The following is a 22223-nucleotide window of genomic DNA, read 5'->3' as shown; positions in this document are numbered from 1 at the left end:
GCCGGAGTTTCCGGTCCTCATGCCACCGCATCATCCAGATCATTTTCCGAGTTGCAACACCCGAATGTGATCAGAGCGCGCCGCCGTAGCCGCGCGCCAAACGCCAGAAGGGCGGTATGCCGTCATGGGGGTAAAAACAGGCGGGGGCTTCGGTCGATTGCAGGAACCCCTGCCCGGTCTTCTGACGCAGCGTGACGTCGATCGGGACCAGACGCGCGGCCTCGAACGGTTCGATCTGTTCGTGTTCCCAACCCGCGACCGAGTCTTTCAGCAAACGGCGCATGGCGACGATCAGCCGGTCCGCGGCATCGCTGCTCCAGGGCTGGAGGCCAGTGCCTTCGAGCAGGTTGAACAGGTTAATCCAGCTTTGCAGGTTGAACGCGCAATAATGCTGGGTCAGCGTGCGGGTCATTTCGTGCGGCTGTTCGCCGTCTTCGGTGATGCTGCCCAGAAGCCGCGCCTGAGCCCGCAGATTGATCCGCTGCAGGGCAGATTTATCGCCAAGAAACGCGACCAGCGACGCTGCTTGCAAATCATAGCAGGTGCCATGATTGTTCTTGGCCCGCCGTTCGCCTTTTCCCTGCGTGCTATCGGTCAGCCACGCAACGAATTCGGTGCACCACTCGCGAATACCCTGGGTCAGACCGGCATCCTCCAACATCCGCACCGCGTCGAGGAAATAGTAGAAATCCTTAGTTTCAATCAACCCGTGCGCCAGACCCTTGTCGCCTTTGTGCCCAAGCCGCACCTGCGCATAATCAAGGTTGGGGTTCATGCGTGTTTCGGGGTTGATGAACCAGGTTTGCACCAAACGTCTGCCGTGTTCACCATACTGCTTGTCACCAGTCAGCCTAGCGGCCAAAGCCAGCGCGGTCGTATCGTCGAAAAGCCTCTGCAATCTGGTCCGGTCAAAGCGATGGCTTTCCTCTTCGTAAAGCTCTGTGCCCGGCACGCGCTGCCCATCGCGGAACACGTAAGGCCGGCCATCTTTCTTCTTCGGGTCCGGCCACCAGTACGGAGAAGGATGGTAATAGTCGTGCTTATCGCCGCTGGGTCCGGGTTCAGGTTTATCGGTAACCGAGAACGGACCGCGTGTCAGGGCATCGTCAGCTGCTGTCGTGACAGCGATCAGATCGGCATCTCCGTCAGACCCGACAAGTGCACCGATCCGAGCCGCATCAAAGAATACCGGCGCGTCACCTTCGGCAATATCCGCCATCTGGCGGGTTTCCAGCATATCCAAGGTGGCGCAAATCGCTTCGTTCCGGGCCAATCCCCGGTTTTTGAGCGTCTTCATCCCCGTCTGCTCAAGCTTGGCCTGCCCCGAGAACAACCGGGCCACCCATCCGGCAGTCCCCACGCGATGCCCTTCCGGGCTGACCTTGCGGGGTGGCAGATCGAAATTCTCGACCGGCCAATCCTGCCAGGGACCGGGAATGCCGAGATGCAGAAACAGTTCGACCTTGGGCCGACGTCCATACGGATGAGCCGCGTCGAACCGCAAAGGCGCATCGCAGCGAAACGCCAGCTGAGGTTCTTCGTTCGCTTCTGGTTTGACCGCATCTGCAAGCAGATCATCGTTGTTTTGCATCCGCGCCATCGGCACGCTGAAGTACCGCTTATCGCGCTGCGAGATGATGTCAGTGCGCACCGCATCCCATGCACTTTTGGTAAAATAGCAATTCCCGTCAAACGGCAGCGCCCATTTGGCATGCTCTAGGCAGAAGGCCAGCGCCGCATTGCGTGCGCCATTGTTGTTCATGACATAGTTGTTGCGAGCACGGTGTGCCTGCGTGACCAGCTTCCCCCGCGTATCGTCATCCAGATCGTCCATCGACCCGTCCGCAAAGATCAGTGGATCTTCGAACGGTGTGAAATCATATCCGATTGCCTGAAGCTCGGCCGGGTCGAAGGGGATGCGCCTGTAAAGTTGCTTGTGCTCATCCAGCAGAGCAATCAGTGCCGCTTCGTTTTCGGGGTCAACAATTCGGTTCAAGATCCACAGCTTGGTACAGTCCGAAAGATCGGGCTCGTGTTCAAGAATGAAGCGGACATTCTGTAGAGACTGGCCAGCGGTATGCCGAGGAACCAGGTCGTTCCCGATCACGCGACACAGCGCGAACCGATCCGGCATTGCATCAAGGCGGGCTTCCTCTTCTGGGTCCGGCGGTGACGGGCTCACCGAGGAAAGACTGCCCGCAAGTGCCCCCATCCGCCCAACAGGGCCATGGGCCGAGGCCTTTCTGCGCTTGCGCACGATCAGATAGATCGGCACCAGAATCGGCGAGAGCAGCAGGATCACAGGGGACAGCAAAATCAGGATGCGATTGCGCACCCTTTTGCGGCGGTTCCTCTCTTGCAGGGACAGCGCGGTTTTGTGGTTTTTACTTTTCTGGCGCTGCGGCACTGGGCTAACCTGTTTCGGCAAGTGTCTGTTTGAAATGAGGCCTGATGTGGTATCGCGACCAAACCGGTTCCCTCCCTTAGCCCCGAAACCTGCAGACGCGCAACCGACTCGCGCCCGGTCATATGATGGCAGCGCCGGCTGGCGTGAATTGTGCCCCCCAAATCGGGCGCATCGCGTCCAGGCTGCTTGCCCTGATCCTGGGCGTCATGCTCTGGCCTAGTCTCTTCACACAGGCGCGCGCAGGTGCCCGAGAACTGGTCCGATATCCGCAGTATTCTGGATCGTCGCTGCGTGGTCTGTCACAGTTGTTACGACGCGCCCTGCCAGCTTAAGTTGACATCGCCCGATGGCCTTTTGCGCGGGGGCAGCAAGCAGGCCGTTTATCATTCCGACCGTCTTTCTGATGCACAACCCACGCGATTGGGGGTAGATGCGCAAACCATCCCGGAATGGCGCAGCCTGGGCTTTCATCCGGTTACACCCGAATTGCTGCAGCAATATCTTGAACTCGGTCGCAAGAAACCCCTGCCAACAAACGAACCCATCCCGGCAGAACTTGGTCTTGCGCTGGATCGGCCACTTGCCTGCCCAACGCCGGAAACCTTCGAAGACTTTGCCAAGGCCAACCCGTTGGCCGGGATGCCCTATGCCGCAGCGCCCCTGAGCGACAGCGAATATGCCCGCCTGACCGCTTGGGCCCGCGCCGGTGCACCTGCACCCTTCGTCCCGATGGATATGCCTGAAGAAATCGGCGAGCAGATCACCGCATGGGAGGCGTTCTTGAACGCTCCGGACCCGCGCTCAAAGTTGGCCAGCCGATATATCTATGAACACCTCTTCCTGGCGCGGCTGCATTTTGACGGGGATGCGCCAAAACGGTTTTTTCAACTGGTCCGCTCTCGGACACCCAGCGGAACCGCAATCGAGGTGATCGCGACACGCCGCCCCTTTGATGATCCCGGCGATACACCTTTCTACTATCGGCTTCAGCCGGTAACGGAAACGATTGTGCACAAAGAACACCTGGTCTATCCGCTCAGCCCTGCACGGATGGAGCGTTTGCAAGGCCTGTTTCTGGCACCCGACTGGACCGTCGCGGATTTGCCCTCATATGGCGCAAGTGCGGGTGGGAACCCGTTTACGACCTTCGCGGCCATCCCGCCGCGCAGTCGCTATCAATTCCTGCTGGATGATGCGCTGTTTTTTGTACGCAGCTTCATTCGCGGGCCGGTCTGTCACGGCGAAACTGCGGTGGACGTGATCGAAGACCGGTTCTGGGTCAGCTTTCTGACCCCTGACGCGGACCTGTCGATCACCGATCCCAGCTATCTGCGCGATGCCGCTGTAACCCTGGAACTGCCCGTTTCGGGCAGCGAAAACGGAACTCTGCAACAGCTACAGGGGTTTTCGCACAAAAATCAGGTGCAGTATCTGAAGTTTCGCGATGAGCGATACAGCCAAAGCCCGGCACACAAGGCCGGATTTGGATATGACGCGATCTGGGACGGCGATGGCACCAACCCCAACGCCCTGATCACTGTATTTCGCCATTTCGACAACGCTTCCGCGATGACCGGTTTTCACGGCACCATTCCCGAAACTGCCTGGGTGATCGACTATCCGATCTTTGAACGGATCTATTACAACCTCGTGGCCGGGTACGATGTTTTTGGCCGTATCGAGCATCAGCTTACGACGCGGATCTATATGGATGAACTGCGCATGGAGAGCGAGGACACTTTCCTGAGTTTCATGCCCAAGGACGTGCGCTCGCCGATGCATCAAAGCTGGTACAAAGGTGTCCTAAGCGAGATACACACCTATTGGCACCGACGCCATGTCGACAGCGCCACTCCCAGCGGCGTGACGTTCCAGACCGAGTCGCCCAAGCGTGAATTTCTGCTGAAACTGCTAGAGCGCGGTGCCGGCCTCTGGCCGCTGACAGACCCGTTCAACAGATGTGGCGAACCTGCTTGTGACGCGTCTGCGGAACTCTCGGGGGTGGCGCGACAGTTACGCGCGCTGACCGATCAGACCGGAGGTTGGGTAACGTTCCTGCCCGATCTGTCAGTTCTGATCACGAAGGACGACACTGGTGCGCCAACAGTCTATACCCTGACCCACGACAAAGCGCATGACAATATCGCCTTTTTGTTTGACGAGGCCGGGCGCCGCGATCCGCAATCTGATCGGCTGACCATCCTGCCCGGTCTTATCAGCAGTTATCCAAACTTCTTTTTCAGAGTCGAACCCGACCAGATCGAGCTTTTTGTTGAAACCCTGCGGTCGGTCACCTCGGATACCGATTGGCTGCAGTTGGTTGCGACCCATGGTGTCCGCCGCACAAGCCCCGAGTTCTGGGCGCTGAGCGATCTGGTACAGGATGCGCTGATCCGTCAGGACCCGGTCCAAGCCGGCGTTCTGGATCTCAACCGCTACCGCGATCCCAAGCCGGGCGACGATCCGACCTGAACGGCGGCGTTTGCTGCAGCGACTACACCGGAACGTGAACCGATAGGAGCGCCCGGCCAGAATACATCTGTCGTGCCTCGTGTTTACCTCGGACAGGGTGGCAAAAGCCGCCAAACGAGAGGACGGGCGTGGCAGATGGCTATCAATCGCAGAAATATCAAAGCCAATGGCAGCGGGACCATCGCGCAGCAGGCACGGCTGTGGTCGGGTTTGGTTTTGCTTATCTACGCAACGGGGCATTTCATCAATCACGGGCTCGGGCTGGTATCGCTGGGCTGGATGGATGGTATGCTGGCGGTAATGTCCGCGATCTGGGGCTCTGTGCCTGGCACGGCCCTTCTTTACGGGTCTTTCGCGGTTCACATCCTGCTGGGCGCCCTGAGTATCCTGAGCATTCGCAGCCTTAAAATGCCCTTCTGGCGCTGGTTCCAGATCGCGCTGGGACTGGCCATTCCCTATTGGCTGGTCAGCCATATCATTGTCACGCGCGGGTCCGAGTTGGCGACCGGCATTCCCGTTAGCTATCTGCAAGAGCTATCGCTGCTTTGGCCCGGCTCGGCAGTTAAACAGAATGCGCTTATGTTGCTGGTCTGGGTCCACGGTCTCATCGGTATCCATTTCTGGTTGCGCCCCAAGTCGTGGTACAAAAACGGTTTGCTGATCCTGCTGCCTGTCGCCATCGCCGTACCGATCATTGCCATGGCAGGCTGGATGACCGCCGCCAAACGGGAACTGTTAAGGCTCAGCCTGAATCCCGACGGGGCCGAAACCGTGGACATGGCTTTGCGCGTGGCCGAGGTCCGGCAGGCGGTTTCCGAATATCAGGCGGTCGCACAAGGTTGGGTCGCTTTGATCCTGAGCGGTCTGCTGCTGTTCTTCGTCGCCCTGATCGTCGCCCAGGGCTTTCGCCGTCGTGTACGGGTCAACTATGGTAACGGGCTTGTCGTCGATACAGCGCCGGGCAAGACGTTGCTGGATGTCAGCCGGGACAATCGGATAACTCATATGTCCGTCTGCGGTGGGCGCGCGCGATGTTCAACCTGCAGAGTTCTGGTGATGTCCGACCAGGATAGCCTGAGCCCCGTCGGACCCGCCGAACGCAAGCTGTTGGACAAGATCAGTGCCGAGCCGGATATGCGTCTGGCATGTCAGGCGCGCGTACAGGGGATGTCAGCATTCGACCGATCATCCAGCCCCAACGCGCGGCTTCGACCCCGCTGCAATCGGACCCGTTCGGATGGGGGATCGAACGCGAAGTGACCGTGCTGCAGCTCAAGATCAAAGAATTCCGACCTTTTGTCGACAAGACCCTGCCCTATGATGTGATCTTCGTTCTAAACCAAATACTGGATCTGATGGTCGAACAGATCGAGGCACAGAATGGGCATATCGACAAGTTCACCAATGATGGCCTGACTGCTATCTTCGGGCTAGAGACCCACAAGGCCGACGCCGCACGGTCCGCGCTCTATGCCGCTGCGCGGTGTCAGGAGTTGGTTGAAAGCACCGAAGGCAACCTGCCGCAGCGCCTTTCAGCGCCCCTGAAGGTCGGCATCGGTATCCACTCTGGCCGTGCAGTAATCGGGCGGGTGGGCAAAAGTGCGGATCAGACGGCACCCAGCCCAGTCACAGCAATCGGGCCTGTTTCGCTGATCGCCGACGCGCTCGAAACCGTGACGCGCAGCTCGGAGGCGGCTATCGTCTATTCCAGATATGTGCACGAATTATGCGGGCTGGGGATACCGAACATGCTGGGCCAAACCGGCGGCATCACGATCAGCGGGCTTGCCGGAAAAGTCGAAGCGGTGATCATAAAAAACAGCAGTCCGCTGCGCAAAAAACTCGAGATGACACAACGACTGAAAGCCTAGTTGGGATCGGTGGGTGTTTGCGCGACCGGGCCAAAGACCTCGAACAAGATGTTCTGGGCGGGAACACCCGACCTCTCAAGACCCGTTCGGATGTCTGACAGGAACGGACCCGGTCCGCAAAGCAGATAGAGCGCGTCGGACCCGGCATCCAGGTCCAGCAGCGCCTGCGGCGTGATCCGCCCGTGCACCTGATAGTCAGAGCCTAGGATATCGGTCGCAGCGGGCTGGCTGTAAAAGATCTTTGCGCGCGCATCCGGGAGTTGCCTGACAAGCGTTACAATTTCTTCGCGCAAGGCATGTTCAGCAGAGTTTCTGGCACCATGGACAAACCATAGCGGGCGTTTGCCGCCTTTCGCCAAAGCGCCGCGCAGCATAGCGATCATCGGCGTCACGCCGACGCCTGCGCTCACCAGCACCAAAGGTCTTTCACCTTCTGGCAGAGTGAAGTCTCCTGACGGTTTGGATGCGCTGATCTCTGCCCCGTCCGCCAACTCGTCATGCAGAAACCGCGAGACCAGACCCTGCGCCTCGCGTTTGATCGTCAGCCGGTAGCTGTCTGCCGCGCCCGGATCACCCGAAAGCGAGTAACTGCGCTGCACCGCCCCAGCCTGACCGGCGATGTTGACCGAGATCGGCAAATGCTGCCCTGCGGTGAACGGCCAGACCGGCGCGCCGTCGGACGGGTGAAAGTAGAAAGACGTGATACCGCGCGCCTCGGGTACCCGGCGAGAAAGAGTGAACCTGCGGCTGGAGCTCTGCTTGAGCCAGCGCAAAGCAAGCGCTTGCGGACGCTCGATCACTGCCTCGACCGTGACGTCAATCATGCGCCACGCATCATCGTCATCGGTATCGGCCGGCGTCCAATCGATGCTGGCGCGACCGGAGATATGCAAAAGACCGCCGGTTTCAAAATCGACGAATACAAGCCCGATCCGAGGATCAGCGATCAGATTTCCAATAGTGTTGAAGAAGTTATTGCCTGCGTAGTCCGGTATCCTCAGATGACGCGGGTCTTTGACCTGAACAAATCCGGGTGCACCGCCGCGATGCGATGCGTCGAAACCGCGCGACGGCTCATCGCCCCCCAGCTGATGCCCGGACCCGATGAACATGGTCTCGGACCGGGCGATCAGGGCGATCTGATCGGGCTCCAACTCCGTCGAATGCCACGCTTGGCCGGGTGTGGCCGCAACCCGCTGCCAGACACGTTCGTGAATATATTGCGGGCAATTCCCAAAGGTCTGCCGCACATCGATCTGGTAACCCTGTCCCATGCGTCGCAAGCGACCGCTGAGCCGGTTGCGGCGGCGGGTCGCAAGCTCAATCCCGATAAGGCCGATATCCGTGCCCGCCGCGAAGGCGCTGAACAATGGGTCCTGAACATGCGCAGCGGTCTCGATTACCAGGCGCTGCGGGTCGGGTGACTGAACGAAGCCGTCGGGACCGTCGATCAAAGTCACCCAGGTCGAACCCGTCATGTCCCGGCCAGACAAGACCAGAAACGGGAGCGACGCATAGAAGTCCCGATGCTGCGCGGGCATGAAATCCCGGATGAAGCCGCCTGCCCAGCTTGAGATATCGCCGACACCCGCACGCTGCTGCGCAGCACGTTCACCCGCATGAAAGGGGGTATTTGTGGAGTTCTGATCCATGTCACCGATCCTCATGGCGCACATCTCAGCCCCGACGCCTTGGCTTTTGGCTCAGGCGAGTTCGGGGATCGGAGAGGTCGCCATCCCGACAAAACCTGGCAACGCTTCGATCCGAGCCAGCCAGTTGCGGATGTTGGGGTATGGCGCCAGATCAACGCCGCCTTCCGGGGCATGCGCGATATAGCTGTAGCCCGCCACATCTGCGATCGTGACCGTCGGGGCCGCCAACCAATCACGGCTTGCCAGATGTGCCTCCATCACCTGAAACAGAGCATGCGCCTTCGCCACGGCTGCCTCATGGTCCAGCGGAGCGCCGAACACTTTGACCAGGCGCGCCGCGCAGGGGCCGGAATATACATTATCCGCAGCCACAGTCAGCCAGCGCTGCACCTCGGCGGCGGTTTTGGGGTCGGCGGGCATCCAATCCTTATCCTTGGCATAGGTCTGAACAAGATACACAAGGATCGCGTTGGAATCGGCCAGTGTATAGCCATCGTCATCAATTGCCGGTACCAGGCCAAAAGGGCTGATCGCCAGATAGTCCGGTGCCTTGTGCGCGCCATTGGCCATGTCCAGGTCGATGGTTTCATACGGCAGGCCCAACAGCGCCAGCATCAGTTCGACCCGGTGGCAATGGCCGGATTTCGGATTGCGATAGAGTTTGATCGGTGTCATGCGATTATCCAATTCAGGTTACAGTCCAAGGTCACTGAGACCCGGGTGATCGTCCGGGCGACGCCCCAGAGGCCAGCGGAATTTTCGGTCCTTTTCGGAAATCGGAAGCTCGTTGATCGAGGCATAACGCTTGGCCATATAGCCATCGGCATCAAACTCCCAGTTCTCGTTACCGTAGGCCCGGAACCAGTTGCCGCTGTCATCGTGGTATTCATAGGCATAGCGCACCGCGATACGGTTGCCGGAAAAGGCCCAAAGCTCTTTGATCAGGCAATAGTCCAGTTCTTTGTTCCACTTACGGGTTAGGAATTGTCGGACCTGATCCCGCCCGTTGGGAAACTCCGCGCGGTTGCGCCACTGCGTATCCGGCGTATAAGCCAACGCCACCTTGGCCGGATCACGCCCATTCCAGCCATCCTCTGCCAGTCGAACCTTCAACTTGGCGGTTTCCTCGGTGAACGGTGGGACCGGTTGGCGTTGCGCCTCAATGCTCATGCTTCATTCCACTTCGCGATGCAGCTGTTGACGAATAGCTATTTTGCCCCGCACCACAAAGGAATATACTCTTTTCGAAAGTTATTATTTTGGGTTTCGATAATAGTGGATCGCCTCCAGACTCTGGAAGTCTTCATTGCCGTCGCCGAAGCCGAGAGCTTTGCAGGCGGCGCACGTAAGCTGGGCCTAAGCGCTCCTTCTGCGACACGCGGTGTGAACGCGCTGGAAGAACGGTTGGGCGCGCGTCTATTCACCCGCACGACTCGCCGCGTGCGTTTGACCGAAGTCGGTCAGGCTTATCTGGAGGATGCGCGACACATCCTGGCGCTGTTGCAATCGGCAGATGACGCCGCGCGCGGGGCCGCTTCGAATCCCGTCGGTCAGTTGCGCATTACCTGCCCCAACGAATTCGGGCGCATTCATGTCGCCCCCATTCTGACTGATTTTCTGGATCAACATCCCGGCATGACCGCAGATGTCTTAATGCTCGACCGCGTTGTTGATCTGGTCGAGGAAGGTATCGATCTGGCGGTACGGATTGGTGAGCTTCCGCCCTCGGGCCTGACCGCCGTTCGGGTCGGGCATGTCCGTCGCGTGATTTGCGGCGCACCGTCCTATTTTGAAATGCATGGTCTGCCGGAAACCCCGACCGATCTGCAAGCGCACCAGATCGTCTCGGCTGCGGGGGTCAGCCCGGTGACCGACTGGCGGTTCGGCCCGGACCTGCAAGAGACGGTAAGGGTCAAACCGCGCCTGATGGTCAGCAGTGTGGCGGCGGCGATCTCGGTAGCGCGGCAGGGGTGGGGCTTGTGCCGGGTATTGTCTTACCAGATCGGACCGGACCTTGAGGCAGGAAGGCTGCGCGCCGTGCTGGAAGCATTCGAACCCGCCCCCCTGCCCGTGCATCTTGTGCATGTCGAGGGCAGGCGTGCTCCCGCCAAAACCCGCGCCTTCATCGAATTTGCCAAGCGTCGCCTCAGATCGGTGCCAGTGCTGAGATAAGGCAATGACTTATTTCTTGTCGGTATTGGTCACCGCCCGCCAATCCAGCGGTGGTGGGCTATCGATCAAGGCCCGCGCACGGGCACGCATCGTAACGGACGCGGGATCTCCCCCGCGCATGCGGTCCGCGGTATCAAACGCGATCGCCGCGTCAGCAAAGCGCCGCGCCCTGTAGTGCGCAAGGCCCTGTTCATACGCGGTAATCCACGCCGGTGCAGACTCAGAATCGTCCGCCATGGCGATCAGTTCATAAACCACCAGCTCTTCGCTGCGCCCGAAGACCGTAAGCGTATCGAGCTCGCGCACGATAATGCTGTCGCCTGCTTCTTGCCGGGTTTCGGGTCCGATCAAAATCAGCGTGCCATAGTCCTTGTTCGTGACTTCCAGGCGGCTGGCCACGTTCACCACGTCGCCGATCGCTGTATAGTTCAATCGTTGCTCGGACCCGATGTTACCCACCAGCGCTTCACCGCTGTTCAACCCGATCCGAACGCGCAGAGGATTCCCAGCCTCATCTTCGATGCCCGCAGCTTCGACAGCGGCGACGAGATCAAGCGCCGCGCGGCAGGCATTCTGGGCGTGGTAATCGTCTTTGCGCGGCGCCCCCCAGAACGCCATCACGGCATCACCCATGAACTTATCGATGGTCCCATCATGACGCGCGATAGCCGCCGAAGCCGCGCTAAAAAAAGGCTCCATCAACTGGACGATCTGAGGCCCAAGCTTTTCGGACAGCCCGGTAAAGCCAGTCACGTCACAGAACAGGACCGAGATCGGTTTGATATCACCGCCGGGCTCGGTCTTGATCCCCTCTGCCACCAGCATTCGCACAAGATCGGTCGGAACATACTTGCGGAACGCAGACAGGCCCGCCGCCATGCTGGCTGTCGCCGCAGACAGATTTGCCAGTTCAGAGAGCCGGGACGGCCTGCGCGAAATACGCTCGACATCGAACCGTTCAATCTTGCTCAGGTCTTCGGCGATGCGCGCCAGCGGGTTCGCGACCACACGGCGTACGAGCCAGATCGCCAGACCGGTTGCAGCCACCACAACGCCAATCAAGATGTAAATCAGGTTGATCAGTGTCTTGTCGATGCCTGACAAAAAGGCGGATTCCGGTATGACGGTTGCGACGCGCCATCCGTAAAATCCAAGGGGCGTCAACGCCACCGCATAAGGAACTCCGTCAATGACAACGCGCGTTGTCTGACTGCCAGGCGTGTTGCCTGCCGGATCGCCCAACAGCTTCTCGCCCGAGATCATCGCAACCTCGTATAGCTCGCCCTCGCCCATGCGTGCAGGCGTGGTTTCGTCGGCCTCTGCATCCGGAATGGCTATGACCTTGCCGTCAGCATCAAGGATAAAGGCCGCACCAAATTCACCGGGATGAAGCGTCGCCAGGAAACGCGAAAGGCGGTCGGTCTCGATCGCGACGGCCAGAACGCCCTGCCGCCTGCGGTTCACATCGACCGGCCCGGCAAAAGCGTAGACGGTCTTGTCGCTGCCCGGAAGGCCATGCGCTTCGATCCAGCCCTGCGAGCTCAGATTCACGAAGTTCCCGTACCACGCATGCTCGCGCGGGTCATAGGTTGTCTCGGAAAAACTGCGTTCTTCGAACTGAATGTCGCCCGGTATGAAGATGTAGCGATCCTTCCGCAGCATTCGGTCACGGATGTTCTTGTCGATCTCGATCATCTCGAGCCCGCCATCTCCGAGCCGATGCGAGGCAAAGAAGTTGCCATCAGGCCAGCCAAAGAAAATCCAGGATATGTTTGGTTGTGCCTGCAGCTGCGACAGAAAAACAAATTCGCGCTTGTCGGCCTGTCGCGTGCCGATGACGTTCTGAACAAAGATCGTGCGCACGGCCGCCCATGCAGCCTCGGCCGATCGAAGGGTCAATCCAACCTCGATACGGACAGTATTGGCAATCTGACTGTTTATTTCAGCCGCCAGCATCCGGCTGTTGTCGCGCGCCGTCGTCCACCACAAGGAATGCACGATGAAGGTCGAAACCCCGATAGACAGGGCGACCAGCATGGAAACAGCGATGCCGACGCTGACGCGCATGAAAACCCCGCAAGATGAACACAGCTGATGCAGTATTGGATTGAGACGCTCTGCAGCGCAAAGATTACTTTGCTGCAACGCCGAAAATTCACGTAAGTGTTAGCTTCGCTTGATATCGCGAGAGCTTGTCGGCGTCGCCGCACCGTCAAGTTATGTGGGCTATTTCCCGTACCGGGCGACCCTCTCATCGGTCATTGAGAGCCTCCGCCAAAGACGCGAACACTAAGCTTACACTCTAAAAACAAAGCATTTTTATGAACGGTGAGGGACCGAAAGTCGGGCTTGCGAACCGAAAGAGGTGTGGGGCGAAAGCCAGATAAGCGCTGCAACTATAAAGATATGCGCCAACGGCGCGGATCGTGTGACCTATTCGATCGTTCAGGGCCCGCGCCAAGGCTCGGGCCCCTGTTTAGTTGTTTCCGCTCCGGGCGTTTGACCCGGTCAGAAATGCACAGAGTTCGAAGTCGCCGGTTTCGCCAACGGCGGTGCGAAGCGGGTCAGATCGATGCCCTCGACCGCATCCTTGTATTCCTCAATGCTGGGCGTGCGTCCCAGAATTGCAGACAGAACCACCACAGGCGTCGAGGCCAAAAGCGATTCACCTTTCTTGTCCTCAGAATCCTCAACAACGCGTCCCTGGAACAAGCGCGTTGATGTCGCAAGAACGGTGTCCCCTTTTTCAGCCTTCTCCTGATTGCCCATACACAGGTTGCAGCCGGGACGTTCAAGGTAAAGTGTGTTCTCATAGGCGGTGCGGGCCGACGTTTTCGGAAACAGATCATCGAATTCGAAACCCGAATACTCCTGCAGCGTGGCCCACTCACCTTCATCCTTCAATTCATCCACGATGTTATAGGTCGGGGCCGCCACGACCAGCGGCGCCTTGAACGTGACTTTGCCGTCTTTCTTTTCAAGGTTCTTGAGCATCTGGGATACAATGATCAGATCCCCTTTGTGCACCATGCACGAGCCAACAAAGCCCAGGTCGACCTTCTTTTCCCCGTTGTAGTAAGAGACCGGTCGGATCGTATCGTGAGTATACCGCTTTGAAACATCGGCGTTGTTTACATCAGGATCCGCGATCATCGGTTCGTTGATCTCATCCAGATCCACCACCAGTTCCGCGAAGTACTCGGCGTTTTCATCTGGTTTCAGCGCCGGAACCTCACCCGATCTGATCTGGGCGATCCGTTTGTCGGCACTTGCAATCAGACCATGCAGGGTCTGCGCCTCATTCTCCATCCCTTTGTCGATCATGATCTGGATACGGCTTTTTGCGATCTCCAGAGACTCGATCAACGTATCATCTTCCGAGATACAGATCGAAGCTTTGGCCTTCATTTCCGCAGACCAGTCGGTAAACGTAAAGGCCTGATCGGCAAGCAGAGTGCCGATATGCACTTCGATAATGCGCCCCTGAAACACGTTGTCGCCGAACTTCCGCAGCATTTGCGCCTGCGTGGCATGAACCACATCACGAAAATCCATATGATCGGCCATCCGGCCTTTGAACGTCACCTTCACCGACTCGGGAATAGGCATGGTGGCCTCTCCTGTCGCCAAAGCCAGCGCAACAGTGCCCGAATCCGCGCCAAAGGCTACGCCTTTCGACATTCGCGTATGCGAGTCACCCCCGATGATAATGGCCCAGTCATCGACGGTAATGTCATTAAGCACCTTATGGATGACGTCGGTCATAGCGTGATAGACCCCCTTTGGGTCGCGCGCAGTGATCAGGCCGAAATTATTCATGAAGGCCATCAGCTTCGGGATATTGGCCTGCGCTTTCTTGTCCCAGACCGAGGCCGTATGGCAACCTGACTGGTACGCACCATCCACGGTCGGAGCGATCACTGTCGCCGCCATCGACTCCAGCTCCTGCGCGGTCATCAAACCTGTCGTATCCTGCGATCCGACGATGTTCACTTTGACCCGAACATCTGAACCAGCGTGCAAAACAGTATCCGCAGCAACTCCGACAGCGTTTTTGTTGAAAATTTTCTCAACCGCCGTCAAACCCTGACCTTCATGCGAAATCTGGCGAGACGGTGCAAAGGCGGATTTCAGCTCGATCCCGAGTGTTTCCGCTGCAAACGCCTGAAGTTTCTTTCCGAACACGATCGCGTACGACCCTCCGGCCTTGATGAATTCAAGCTTCTGCGGCGTGAACGCCGAGGCGACATCGACCAGTTCTTTTTCACCTGCCGCATCGTACAGTTTTTTGTCTTTGGTGTTGATCGTCAGCACCGTTCCGGTTTCAACCGAGTACTTCTGTTCAAGAACAGGGCTTTCGTCGTTGTTCAGGATCGGATTACCTTCTGAATCGACTTTCTTGACCCAGTTTTTGAGATCAATACCGATACCGCCGGTCACGCCGACCGTGGTTAGGAAAATCGGCGAGATGCCATTGGTTCCCGCCACAATCGGTGCAATGTTCACGAACGGGACATAGGGGCTGGCCTGTTTACCGGTCCAAAGCGCGACGTTGTTGACGCCCGACATACGGGACGAGCCAACGCCCATTGTCCCCTTTTCGGCAATCAGCATAACGCGTTTGTCCGGGTGCTGACGCTGCAGGTCCTGAATTTCTGCTTGCGCAGTCTCCGAGATAAAGCACTTGCCATGCAATTCGCGGTCTGACCGCGAATGCGCCTGATTGCCCGGGGACAAAAGGTCCGTCGAAATGTCACCTTCTGCAGCGACATAAGTTACGACTTTGATTTCTTCATCAATATCGGGAAGCTTGGTGAAGAAATCAGCGCGTGCATAGCTTTCCAAAATTTCACACGCTGTCATGTTGCCCGCGGCATATGCGCTGCTTAGGCGTTCTGTGTCTGCATCATACAGAAAGACCTGCGTTTTCAGCACGTCGGCGGCCTGCTGAGCAATCTCGGGGGTGTCGCCCAATGCAAGATCGAGAAGCACCTCGACGGAAGGGCCGCCCTTCATGTGTGACAGCAGCTCAAAGGCGAACGGGATTGAAATCTCTTCCACGGCCGCATCGCCCAATATGATCTCTTTGAGGAAGCGCGCCTTTTCTCCGGCCGCGCTGGTTGTACCGGGCAGCGTGTTGTAGATGAAGTACTTCAACGCGTCCGCCCGATGCGCCTGATCACCCTCTTTGATGAGCGCCACAAGCTCTTGCACAAGCGCCCCATCTTCGATGGGTTTGGGGTTCAAACCCTGCGTTTTACGCGTTTCGATTTCATCAAGGTAATCAGCAAAAAGGCCCATGGTTCATCCCAACAGTTCTGGTTTTGCGCCAGCGCCCAAATGTTTCGGGTGTCTGCGCTGTCTCGTTTGTATGCGGCGGTATACTAATATCGACATACTTGCAAGCCGCCCTGCTGTGACGCGATGTCCCGGTCACCGTGCAAACGGCCGCCAATACATCGACGGCAGTGTCAGCAGAATCAAAAAACCGGCGCGTGCGATGTGACCACACGCGCCGGCTGTCTTTAGTTTACAAGGGTCTGGCTTGGATCAGTTGTAGCCGCCAACCAAACCCAACGCGTCAAAGTCGCTGTGCATCCTGTTCGACGCAAGCGTGAGTTCCTCACCATGGCGCTCAATCAGCTCGGCACGGCGGACAGGGTCCCGTGTCGATTCAATCGCACCCCAAATGGCTGCCAGAGTTTCAGCCGTATCGCGCAGACGAGTCAGTGTCTCGGGATCAGCAGCCGCAGACGCGATGACCGAGGCGGACACCTTGCCAACACCCGGTACTGTCTGCGCCCCGCCACTTGTGTAGCCCTCCGGCAGATCGCCCTTGCAGTTGATTACTTTGCGGTATCGGATCGCCGACAGGATTTGATCAACCGCCTGCTTGGCGCCCTCGACGCGCGACGTGTGCTCGGTGTCGGCTGCCGCATGAGGCAGCAGTTCCAGGCGACCTGGATAGGCCTCGATCAGCGGTCGGTAAGGGACCATGGGGCCAAACAGGCTGCCATCTTCTGCAACGAACAGATCGGCATCGATGGCGGCATACGCCACTTTGCCCGATGCCATCGCATCATTCAGCGCATCCGCGTCGACAACTTCGCCGCGATCGTAGTTCACCAGAACTGCACCGTCATTCAGCGCTTGCAGAACCGACGCTCCTACCAGACCCGCGTTGGCGAACACGCCATCCGCACCCTTCGCGCCAAGGCCTGTGTGGGGCGACAGCACGTCCGCGCCTTTGGCGGCTTCCTCAGGGGTCGCGGCATAGATGAAGCCTTCGCTTTCGATCCACTTGCGGTGATGTTCGCGCGCATAGATCGCCACTGTCATGCCAAAGGCTTTGCCCAGTTTGGCCACTTCGCGACCAATGTTGCCGTACCCGATGACACCCAGGCGTTTACCTTCAAGCTTTTCAGTCGGGTAGTCGCGCAGATGCTTGCCAGTATCGAAATCGCCCGCCACGACACGCGTGTGCATCTCATCAACCTTCAGGTCGGGCAGAACGCGCAGCAACGCTTTCATCGCTGTCTGGGCTGTCGCACGGCTGTTGAAGCTAGGCGTGTTCATCAGAGGGGCCGCACCGCCCGCACCGTCGCCACCACCCCAACAGGCGCAGGCCATGTTCCCGGTACCCGCACCGATGCGCACACCACCTTCGGGGAAGGTTGCGTTTTCCGGGAAGAATGTCGCCGCAGCAATCACCGCGTCATATTGGTTTCCGCAGCAGGCCGCCGTCAGCTCTTCGTGAGTCGACAGGTCCGGCAAGTAGAAGAAATGCTGTCCCGCAGGCAAATCCGAGCCATCCCATCCGCCATAAGTGAAGGTGGCACCCTGGTCTTCGACATAGGCCTGAACGGCAGAGGCATCAGGCTGACCGTCAGCGCCAAACTTCAGGCCAACCAGATCCGCGACCAGAATGCGATAGGCACGGGTAGGATCATCCTTACGCACGTCCGAACCGCCATCGGCCGAGGCGTCGAACGTTGTGCCCTGCGCCGCAAGCTCTTCTTCCAGGACCACCACCTTGGCGCGGTGGTAGGCGTATGAGATGTTTTCAAGCAGGCGCACGATGTCTTCGGGCTCGCGAATACCGCCGATCCATGCGCGGTAATCGCCCGGAGTGCCGGGGAACGCATTGACATAGCGCGCTGCATCAAGGCCGGGTTCATAATCACCATTCGGGTGGGTCAGACCCTCGTACCCCAACAGCTGTTTCGAACGCGCGATGATACGCCCATGGATGGACGGATCGGTAATGCCCGGGTCATTGACGGCCAACAAGGTCACGGCCGCACCCCGTTTGGCCGCATCCGCCACACCGGCAACCAGCAAGCTCTGACCGGCAAGCCATTCATCGATCTTGGCGCGGTTTGCAGCCGAGCGCTGGTTCATCACTTCGACCGAGCCAAACATCTTTTCGACGCGTAGCAGGCCATAGGTGGTTTCGGCAAAGGCCAACGACGAAAATGTATTGATCACACCGCCGGTCATCTTGTCGGCTGCGGCATCATAGAACGGGCCCAGTCCAACGGTTTTTTCGCCGGTCAGGGGTTTCTTGGCGTCAGTCGGCACCACCAGCTTGAGCTGTCGCGCAATCGCCCAGGCCGGGTTCTTTTGGTTATCTTCGATCAATTGCATCGCAGCCGGAGTAAACGAAGCCAGAAAATAACCCGAGATACCGCCGATCGCCTTCTGGAACGGGGTGAAGATATTGCACTTGGCCATGAACGCTTCGACAACGTCCTGCGGCCAGGGCATGCCGCCCAGCATCGAGGTCGCATCGATCATTGCATGGCGGTTCAAAGGATCGCGGCTCAGCCACTCCAGCAGCGACCTGACCTCTTCGGTGGTATATGTGGTGGCACCGGTGGTTTCGTGGCCGACGCCAACGAACAACGTGATACCCATCGCCTCCAGCTCATCAGCAGAGGGAATGGTCCCTTCGGCGCCAGCGAAAACCACTTTGTCTTCGTGACCATTGGCTGCGAACTGCTGCAGCTCAAGGATCTGGGTGCCCCAGCTTTGGCGGAAGAACCCGCCCTTTGTTGCATCCTCGGATTCCGGGCGCGGCGTGTCGACGAACAGTTTCTGACCCTGCAGGTTCGGGTTCATCAGATGCATGATCGCGACCGTGAAACCGCTGTGACCGCCGCCCAGGCCCACCGCCATCGGGTTTTCTTTAGGGAACCCGAAGTAGCGGTGAATGTGGAACATCATATCGCGCAGAATCGCGTCCGCCGGATAGCCCCGGTGCATTGAGCGGCCGATCTCCGCCGTGGTGAACGGCCCCAGATCGTTTCCATTGTCATCAAGCTTGCGATAGGTGGATTCCAGCCAGCGGTCGAATTCAAAGCGATTTTTGCGCCCGTCCGCCTCATCCTGGATCACATCCGTGATGGGCCCCACGCCGAAAAACGGGTTGATTGTCCGCGGCGGTGGCCCGCTCTGGGTCGCTTCGATAGAGATATTGCGCTGCGCTTCAAGGTCGCTCATGGTCTACCCGTGTGGTTACAGTTGAATCCGATTTGCGCGCAACGTACGCTTTCGTTCACTATTGGAAACATCAAATTGCGAACTTTTCGCGCCATCAAACGTCAAAATGCCGCCGCGCCTTCGGTGGTTCGGTCCTTTGCCACACGTCAGGCGTGCATCGTCTTCGTACATGACCAAAGCGCTGGCCGGCACCCGCGTTTCGCACGGGCTTCCATTCCTTAGCCTTCGCGCTAACCTGCACCTATGTCAGTCAAAAAGCGCACACCCAATCATGACCGGTTTCCCCCATTCGGGGGGTTGAAGTCCTTCTATGCGGTTGCGTTGACGGGCAGCGCGGTCAAAGCCGCCAACCGCCTGAATGTTTCGGCGTCTTCCATCAGCCATCAGGTCAAATCATTGGAAGCCGAACTGGGCGTGAGATTGATCGAAAACCGGAAAGGCCGATTGTTCCTGACCGCCGACGGCAGCCAGTTTTTTGATCAGATCAGGGGCCCACTGTCCGAGATTCTGCGCGCGACCGAAGCAATACGGTCTACGCCGGATCGCAAACGAATATCGCTGACGTTGACGCCATCCTTCGCCGCCGGATGGCTTTTACCAAGGCTGGCCGATCTGGAGCGCCGACATCCTGATCTTGAGGTCAATCTGGTGACGACAACACGCGTGGTGGATCTTGAGCGCGAGAACGTCGATCTGGCCATTCGGCGTGGCACAGGCGGATGGCCCCAAACTGTTACGACGCCGTTATTGCGGGAACGCATTGTGCCGGTCATGTCGCGCGAGCTGGCGGCAAACCTGAATGACGCATCACTCGCCGACGCCCTTAAAACGCAACGGTTCCTTGCGAATGCCACCGTCGAAGCCGAATGGGATACATGGTGTAAGGCACGGGGCTATGCGGCACCTGAGGCGAACCGGCGGTACAGCCTTGAGACCTATGAACTGACCATTCAGGCCGCGCAGGACGGGTTGGGCATCGCATTGGGACGCCGCCCGCTGGTCGATCCTTTGTTGTCCGCGGGCATTCTGGTAGCGCCTTATGATGTGCCTGACGCCGACAATATCGGATACTACGTCGCGCGGCCCGACCGGTCCATGCGCTCCGACGTGAAACGGTTCCACGATTGGCTCCTGACTCAGCGGAGTTGAATTTTTTTCATCCCCTGCTGAGGTTTTTGCATTTTTCAGTCTGCTGATCCGACCGTAGGCTCTATGCAAATATTGCAGGAGGTTGGCTGTGACCCAACATGGCAACGTTCACCGCAACGGTCCGCTATCGGGCATCCGGATCATCGATCTGACCGCCGTTGTCTCAGGGCCCATGTGCACTATGATTCTGGCGGATCAGGGTGCAGACGTCATCAAGATTGAGCGCGCCGAAGGCGATTTCACGCGCCATGTCGCCACACGCAGAGGTGGCCATTCTGCCTCATATCTCAACAACAACCGGAACAAGCGCTCGGTGGTCGCAGACCTGAAGGACCCCGATGATATCGATATGATCAAGACACTTGTGGCGGGGGCGGATGTGTTCATCCAGAACTTTCGACCCGGTGTCGTTGACCGGTTGGGTCTAGGGTATGAGGTGCTGAGCGCGCTCAACCCCCGTCTGGTTTATATGTCGATTTCCGGGTTCGGCTTCGACGGGCCGCTTGCCGATAAACCGGTGTATGACCCACTTATTCAGGCGCTGTCGGCCCTGACGACCGTTCAGGCTGGTTCGGATGCGGAACGGCCGCGCCTGGTCCGCACCATCCTGCCCGATAAACTGACCGCCGTGCAGGCCAGTCAGGCCGTGACCGCTGCGCTGCTCTCCCGCGAGCGCACCGGGAAGGGCCAAAAAGTGACCCTGTCGATGCTGGACACTGTCGCGGCGTTCCTTTGGGCCTCGGACATGAATGGTCACACCTTTGTGGGCGACGAGATGGAAGTTGAGGAAAGTCAATCGTTTCACGATCTGATCTACGAAGTCAAAGGCGGCTATCTCAGCATATCGATCATGCAAAACAAGCATTGGGAGGCTCTGGCGAACGCTACCGAACGCCCCGACATCCTCGAAGATGAGCGTTTCAGAACCACCGAGCTGCGCGACATAAACCGCGATGCAAGGCTGGATCTGACCCAAGAGATTGTGCGCGACATCGACCGCGACGTTTTGTTGGCCGCGCTTGAGGCCGCGGGTGTGCCTTGTGCGCCGGTTCTCACTCGGCGCGAAATGCGGCAGCATCCTCAGCTTGAGGCCAATGGAACCTGCGTCGAATACGACCATCCCACGGCAGGCCGGTTGCGGCAGGCCCGGTCAGCGGCAGTGTTTCACGGGACCCCGGCGACCGATCTGCGTCCAGCGCCCGCATTGGGTGAGCACAGCGAAGAACTGCGCCGCAGCCTGAAGACCGGCACGTTGGCGGATGCGTCATGATCGATTTCTACTATGCCCCGACACCAAATGGCTGGAAAGTGGCGATTATGCTGGCGGAAACGGGGCTGGATCATCGCACGACCCTAATGAATCTGCGAGCGGGTGATCAGTTCACGCCCGAGTTCCGCGCCATAAGTCCCAATGCCAGAATGCCTGCGATTGTAGACCATGACGCCGAAGGCGGACCGCTGAGCGTGTTCGAAAGCGGCGCCATCCTGTTGTATCTCGCCGAACGTAGCGGGCAATTCGGGCCGGAAAACAATCGAGAGCGCATCGCCTTCAACGAATGGCTGTTCTGGCAGGCCGCAAACCAGGGGCCCATGGGCGGGCAACTCAGTCATTTCGTAAACTACGCGCCAGAGGAACAACCCTATTCCCTTAGCCGGTACAAAGGAGAGTTCGAGCGTGCTCTGGCCGTGATGGAACACTGGCTGGACGGACGCGATTACATGCTCGGGCGTTATACGATCGTGGACATGATGTGCTTTCCATGGGCCTTTATCGCGAAACCCTTGGGTGTCGCACTCGCGCAGTTTCCGAACGTGGCGGCGTGGCGTCAGCGCATCAAAACAAGACCAGCGGTGCGGGCCGCCATTGATCTGCACAAAGACGCGCAATTCTCGGGGAAGGCAACGGCTGAACAAAACTCAACCCTGTTCAACCAGTCGGCTGACCATTTGATGCCGCCCCGAGGGCCAACCTCATAACCAACAACCAGCAAGGAGAAG

Annotated in this window: 14 protein-coding genes; 7 read left to right on the top strand and 7 right to left on the bottom strand. The window is 58.5% G+C overall.

Annotation, left to right across the window (positions count from 1 at the left end; translation table 11 throughout):
* Positions 1-70 precede the first annotated feature (70 nt).
* Positions 71-2335 carry an alginate lyase family protein gene (locus tag ACR3EN_RS20020; RefSeq protein WP_480843216.1) on the bottom strand — a complete coding sequence of 755 codons (2265 nt, stop codon included), beginning with the start codon at positions 2333-2335 and terminating at the stop codon, positions 71-73.
* 315 nt (positions 2336-2650) lie between these two features.
* On the opposite strand from ACR3EN_RS20020, the gene ACR3EN_RS20015 reads away from it, so the two are divergent.
* The 3 genes from ACR3EN_RS20015 to ACR3EN_RS20005 all read left to right on the top strand — a co-directional run bounded on the left by ACR3EN_RS20015 (position 2651) and on the right by ACR3EN_RS20005 (position 6750).
* Complete coding sequence (locus ACR3EN_RS20015) at positions 2651-4879, top strand: fatty acid cis/trans isomerase (RefSeq protein ID WP_480918486.1); 2229 nt, start codon at positions 2651-2653, stop codon at positions 4877-4879.
* 135 nt (positions 4880-5014) lie between these two features.
* Positions 5015-6139, top strand: a complete 1125-nt coding sequence (locus ACR3EN_RS20010) for a 2Fe-2S iron-sulfur cluster-binding protein (protein ID WP_480918485.1) — start codon at positions 5015-5017, stop codon at positions 6137-6139.
* Positions 6025-6750, top strand: coding sequence for an adenylate/guanylate cyclase domain-containing protein (locus ACR3EN_RS20005; protein ID WP_480918484.1), 726 nt, complete (start codon positions 6025-6027; stop codon positions 6748-6750). The genes ACR3EN_RS20010 and ACR3EN_RS20005 overlap by 115 nt, the downstream gene beginning before the upstream one ends.
* On the opposite strand, the gene ACR3EN_RS20000 is transcribed toward ACR3EN_RS20005, so the two are convergent.
* Genes ACR3EN_RS20000 through ACR3EN_RS19990 form a run of 3 tightly spaced genes read right to left on the bottom strand, consistent with a single transcriptional unit; the run spans position 6747 to position 9572 of the window.
* Positions 6747-8402: an FAD-binding oxidoreductase gene (locus tag ACR3EN_RS20000; RefSeq protein ID WP_480821075.1), complete on the bottom strand. Its 1656-nt coding sequence runs from the start codon at positions 8400-8402 to the stop codon at positions 6747-6749. The two genes, ACR3EN_RS20005 and ACR3EN_RS20000, sit on opposite strands and share 4 nt — an antisense overlap.
* A 51-nt stretch (positions 8403-8453) precedes the next feature.
* Positions 8454-9077 carry a glutathione S-transferase family protein gene (locus ACR3EN_RS19995; protein WP_480821077.1) on the bottom strand — a complete coding sequence of 208 codons (624 nt, stop codon included), beginning with the start codon at positions 9075-9077 and terminating at the stop codon, positions 8454-8456.
* An 18-nt stretch (positions 9078-9095) separates the two neighbouring features.
* Positions 9096-9572 carry a nuclear transport factor 2 family protein gene (locus tag ACR3EN_RS19990; protein WP_480870362.1) on the bottom strand — a complete coding sequence of 159 codons (477 nt, stop codon included), beginning with the start codon at positions 9570-9572 and terminating at the stop codon, positions 9096-9098.
* Positions 9573-9677: 105 nt separating this feature from the next.
* Here ACR3EN_RS19990 and ACR3EN_RS19985 point away from each other — a divergent pair, with 105 nt between their 5' ends.
* Complete coding sequence (locus ACR3EN_RS19985) at positions 9678-10574, top strand: LysR substrate-binding domain-containing protein (protein ID WP_480821081.1); 897 nt, start codon at positions 9678-9680, stop codon at positions 10572-10574.
* Positions 10575-10583: 9 nt separating this feature from the next.
* On the opposite strand, the gene ACR3EN_RS19980 is transcribed toward ACR3EN_RS19985, so the two are convergent.
* From ACR3EN_RS19980 to ACR3EN_RS19970, 3 genes are all read right to left on the bottom strand, one after another.
* Entirely contained in the window at positions 10584-12641 is a 2058-nt protein-coding gene (locus ACR3EN_RS19980; protein ID WP_480870360.1) for an adenylate/guanylate cyclase domain-containing protein, read from the bottom strand.
* A 441-nt stretch (positions 12642-13082) separates the two neighbouring features.
* Positions 13083-15875 (bottom strand): bifunctional aconitate hydratase 2/2-methylisocitrate dehydratase, encoded by a 2793-nt coding sequence (locus ACR3EN_RS19975; protein ID WP_480870357.1) that lies wholly within the window; start codon positions 15873-15875, stop codon positions 13083-13085.
* Between the two features lie 249 nt (positions 15876-16124).
* Positions 16125-19076, bottom strand: a complete 2952-nt coding sequence (locus ACR3EN_RS19970; protein WP_480821087.1) for an NAD(P)-dependent oxidoreductase — start codon at positions 19074-19076, stop codon at positions 16125-16127.
* Between the two features lie 243 nt (positions 19077-19319).
* Here ACR3EN_RS19970 and ACR3EN_RS19965 point away from each other — a divergent pair, with 243 nt between their 5' ends.
* From ACR3EN_RS19965 to ACR3EN_RS19955, 3 genes are all read left to right on the top strand, one after another.
* Positions 19320-20225 carry a LysR substrate-binding domain-containing protein gene (locus ACR3EN_RS19965; RefSeq protein ID WP_480821089.1) on the top strand — a complete coding sequence of 302 codons (906 nt, stop codon included), beginning with the start codon at positions 19320-19322 and terminating at the stop codon, positions 20223-20225.
* 88 nt (positions 20226-20313) lie between these two features.
* Positions 20314-21495, top strand: a complete 1182-nt coding sequence (locus tag ACR3EN_RS19960; RefSeq protein WP_480821091.1) for a CaiB/BaiF CoA transferase family protein — start codon at positions 20314-20316, stop codon at positions 21493-21495.
* Entirely contained in the window at positions 21492-22202 is a 711-nt protein-coding gene (locus ACR3EN_RS19955) for a glutathione S-transferase family protein (RefSeq protein WP_480821093.1), read from the top strand. Before ACR3EN_RS19960 ends, ACR3EN_RS19955 begins: the two co-directional genes overlap by 4 nt.
* Positions 22203-22223: the final 21 nt, after the last annotated feature.

The sequence above is a fragment of the Ruegeria sp. G7 genome (assembly GCF_056535465.1).
Note: the sequence above shows the minus strand (reverse complement) of the source record. Positions and strands in the feature narration are given on the sequence as shown.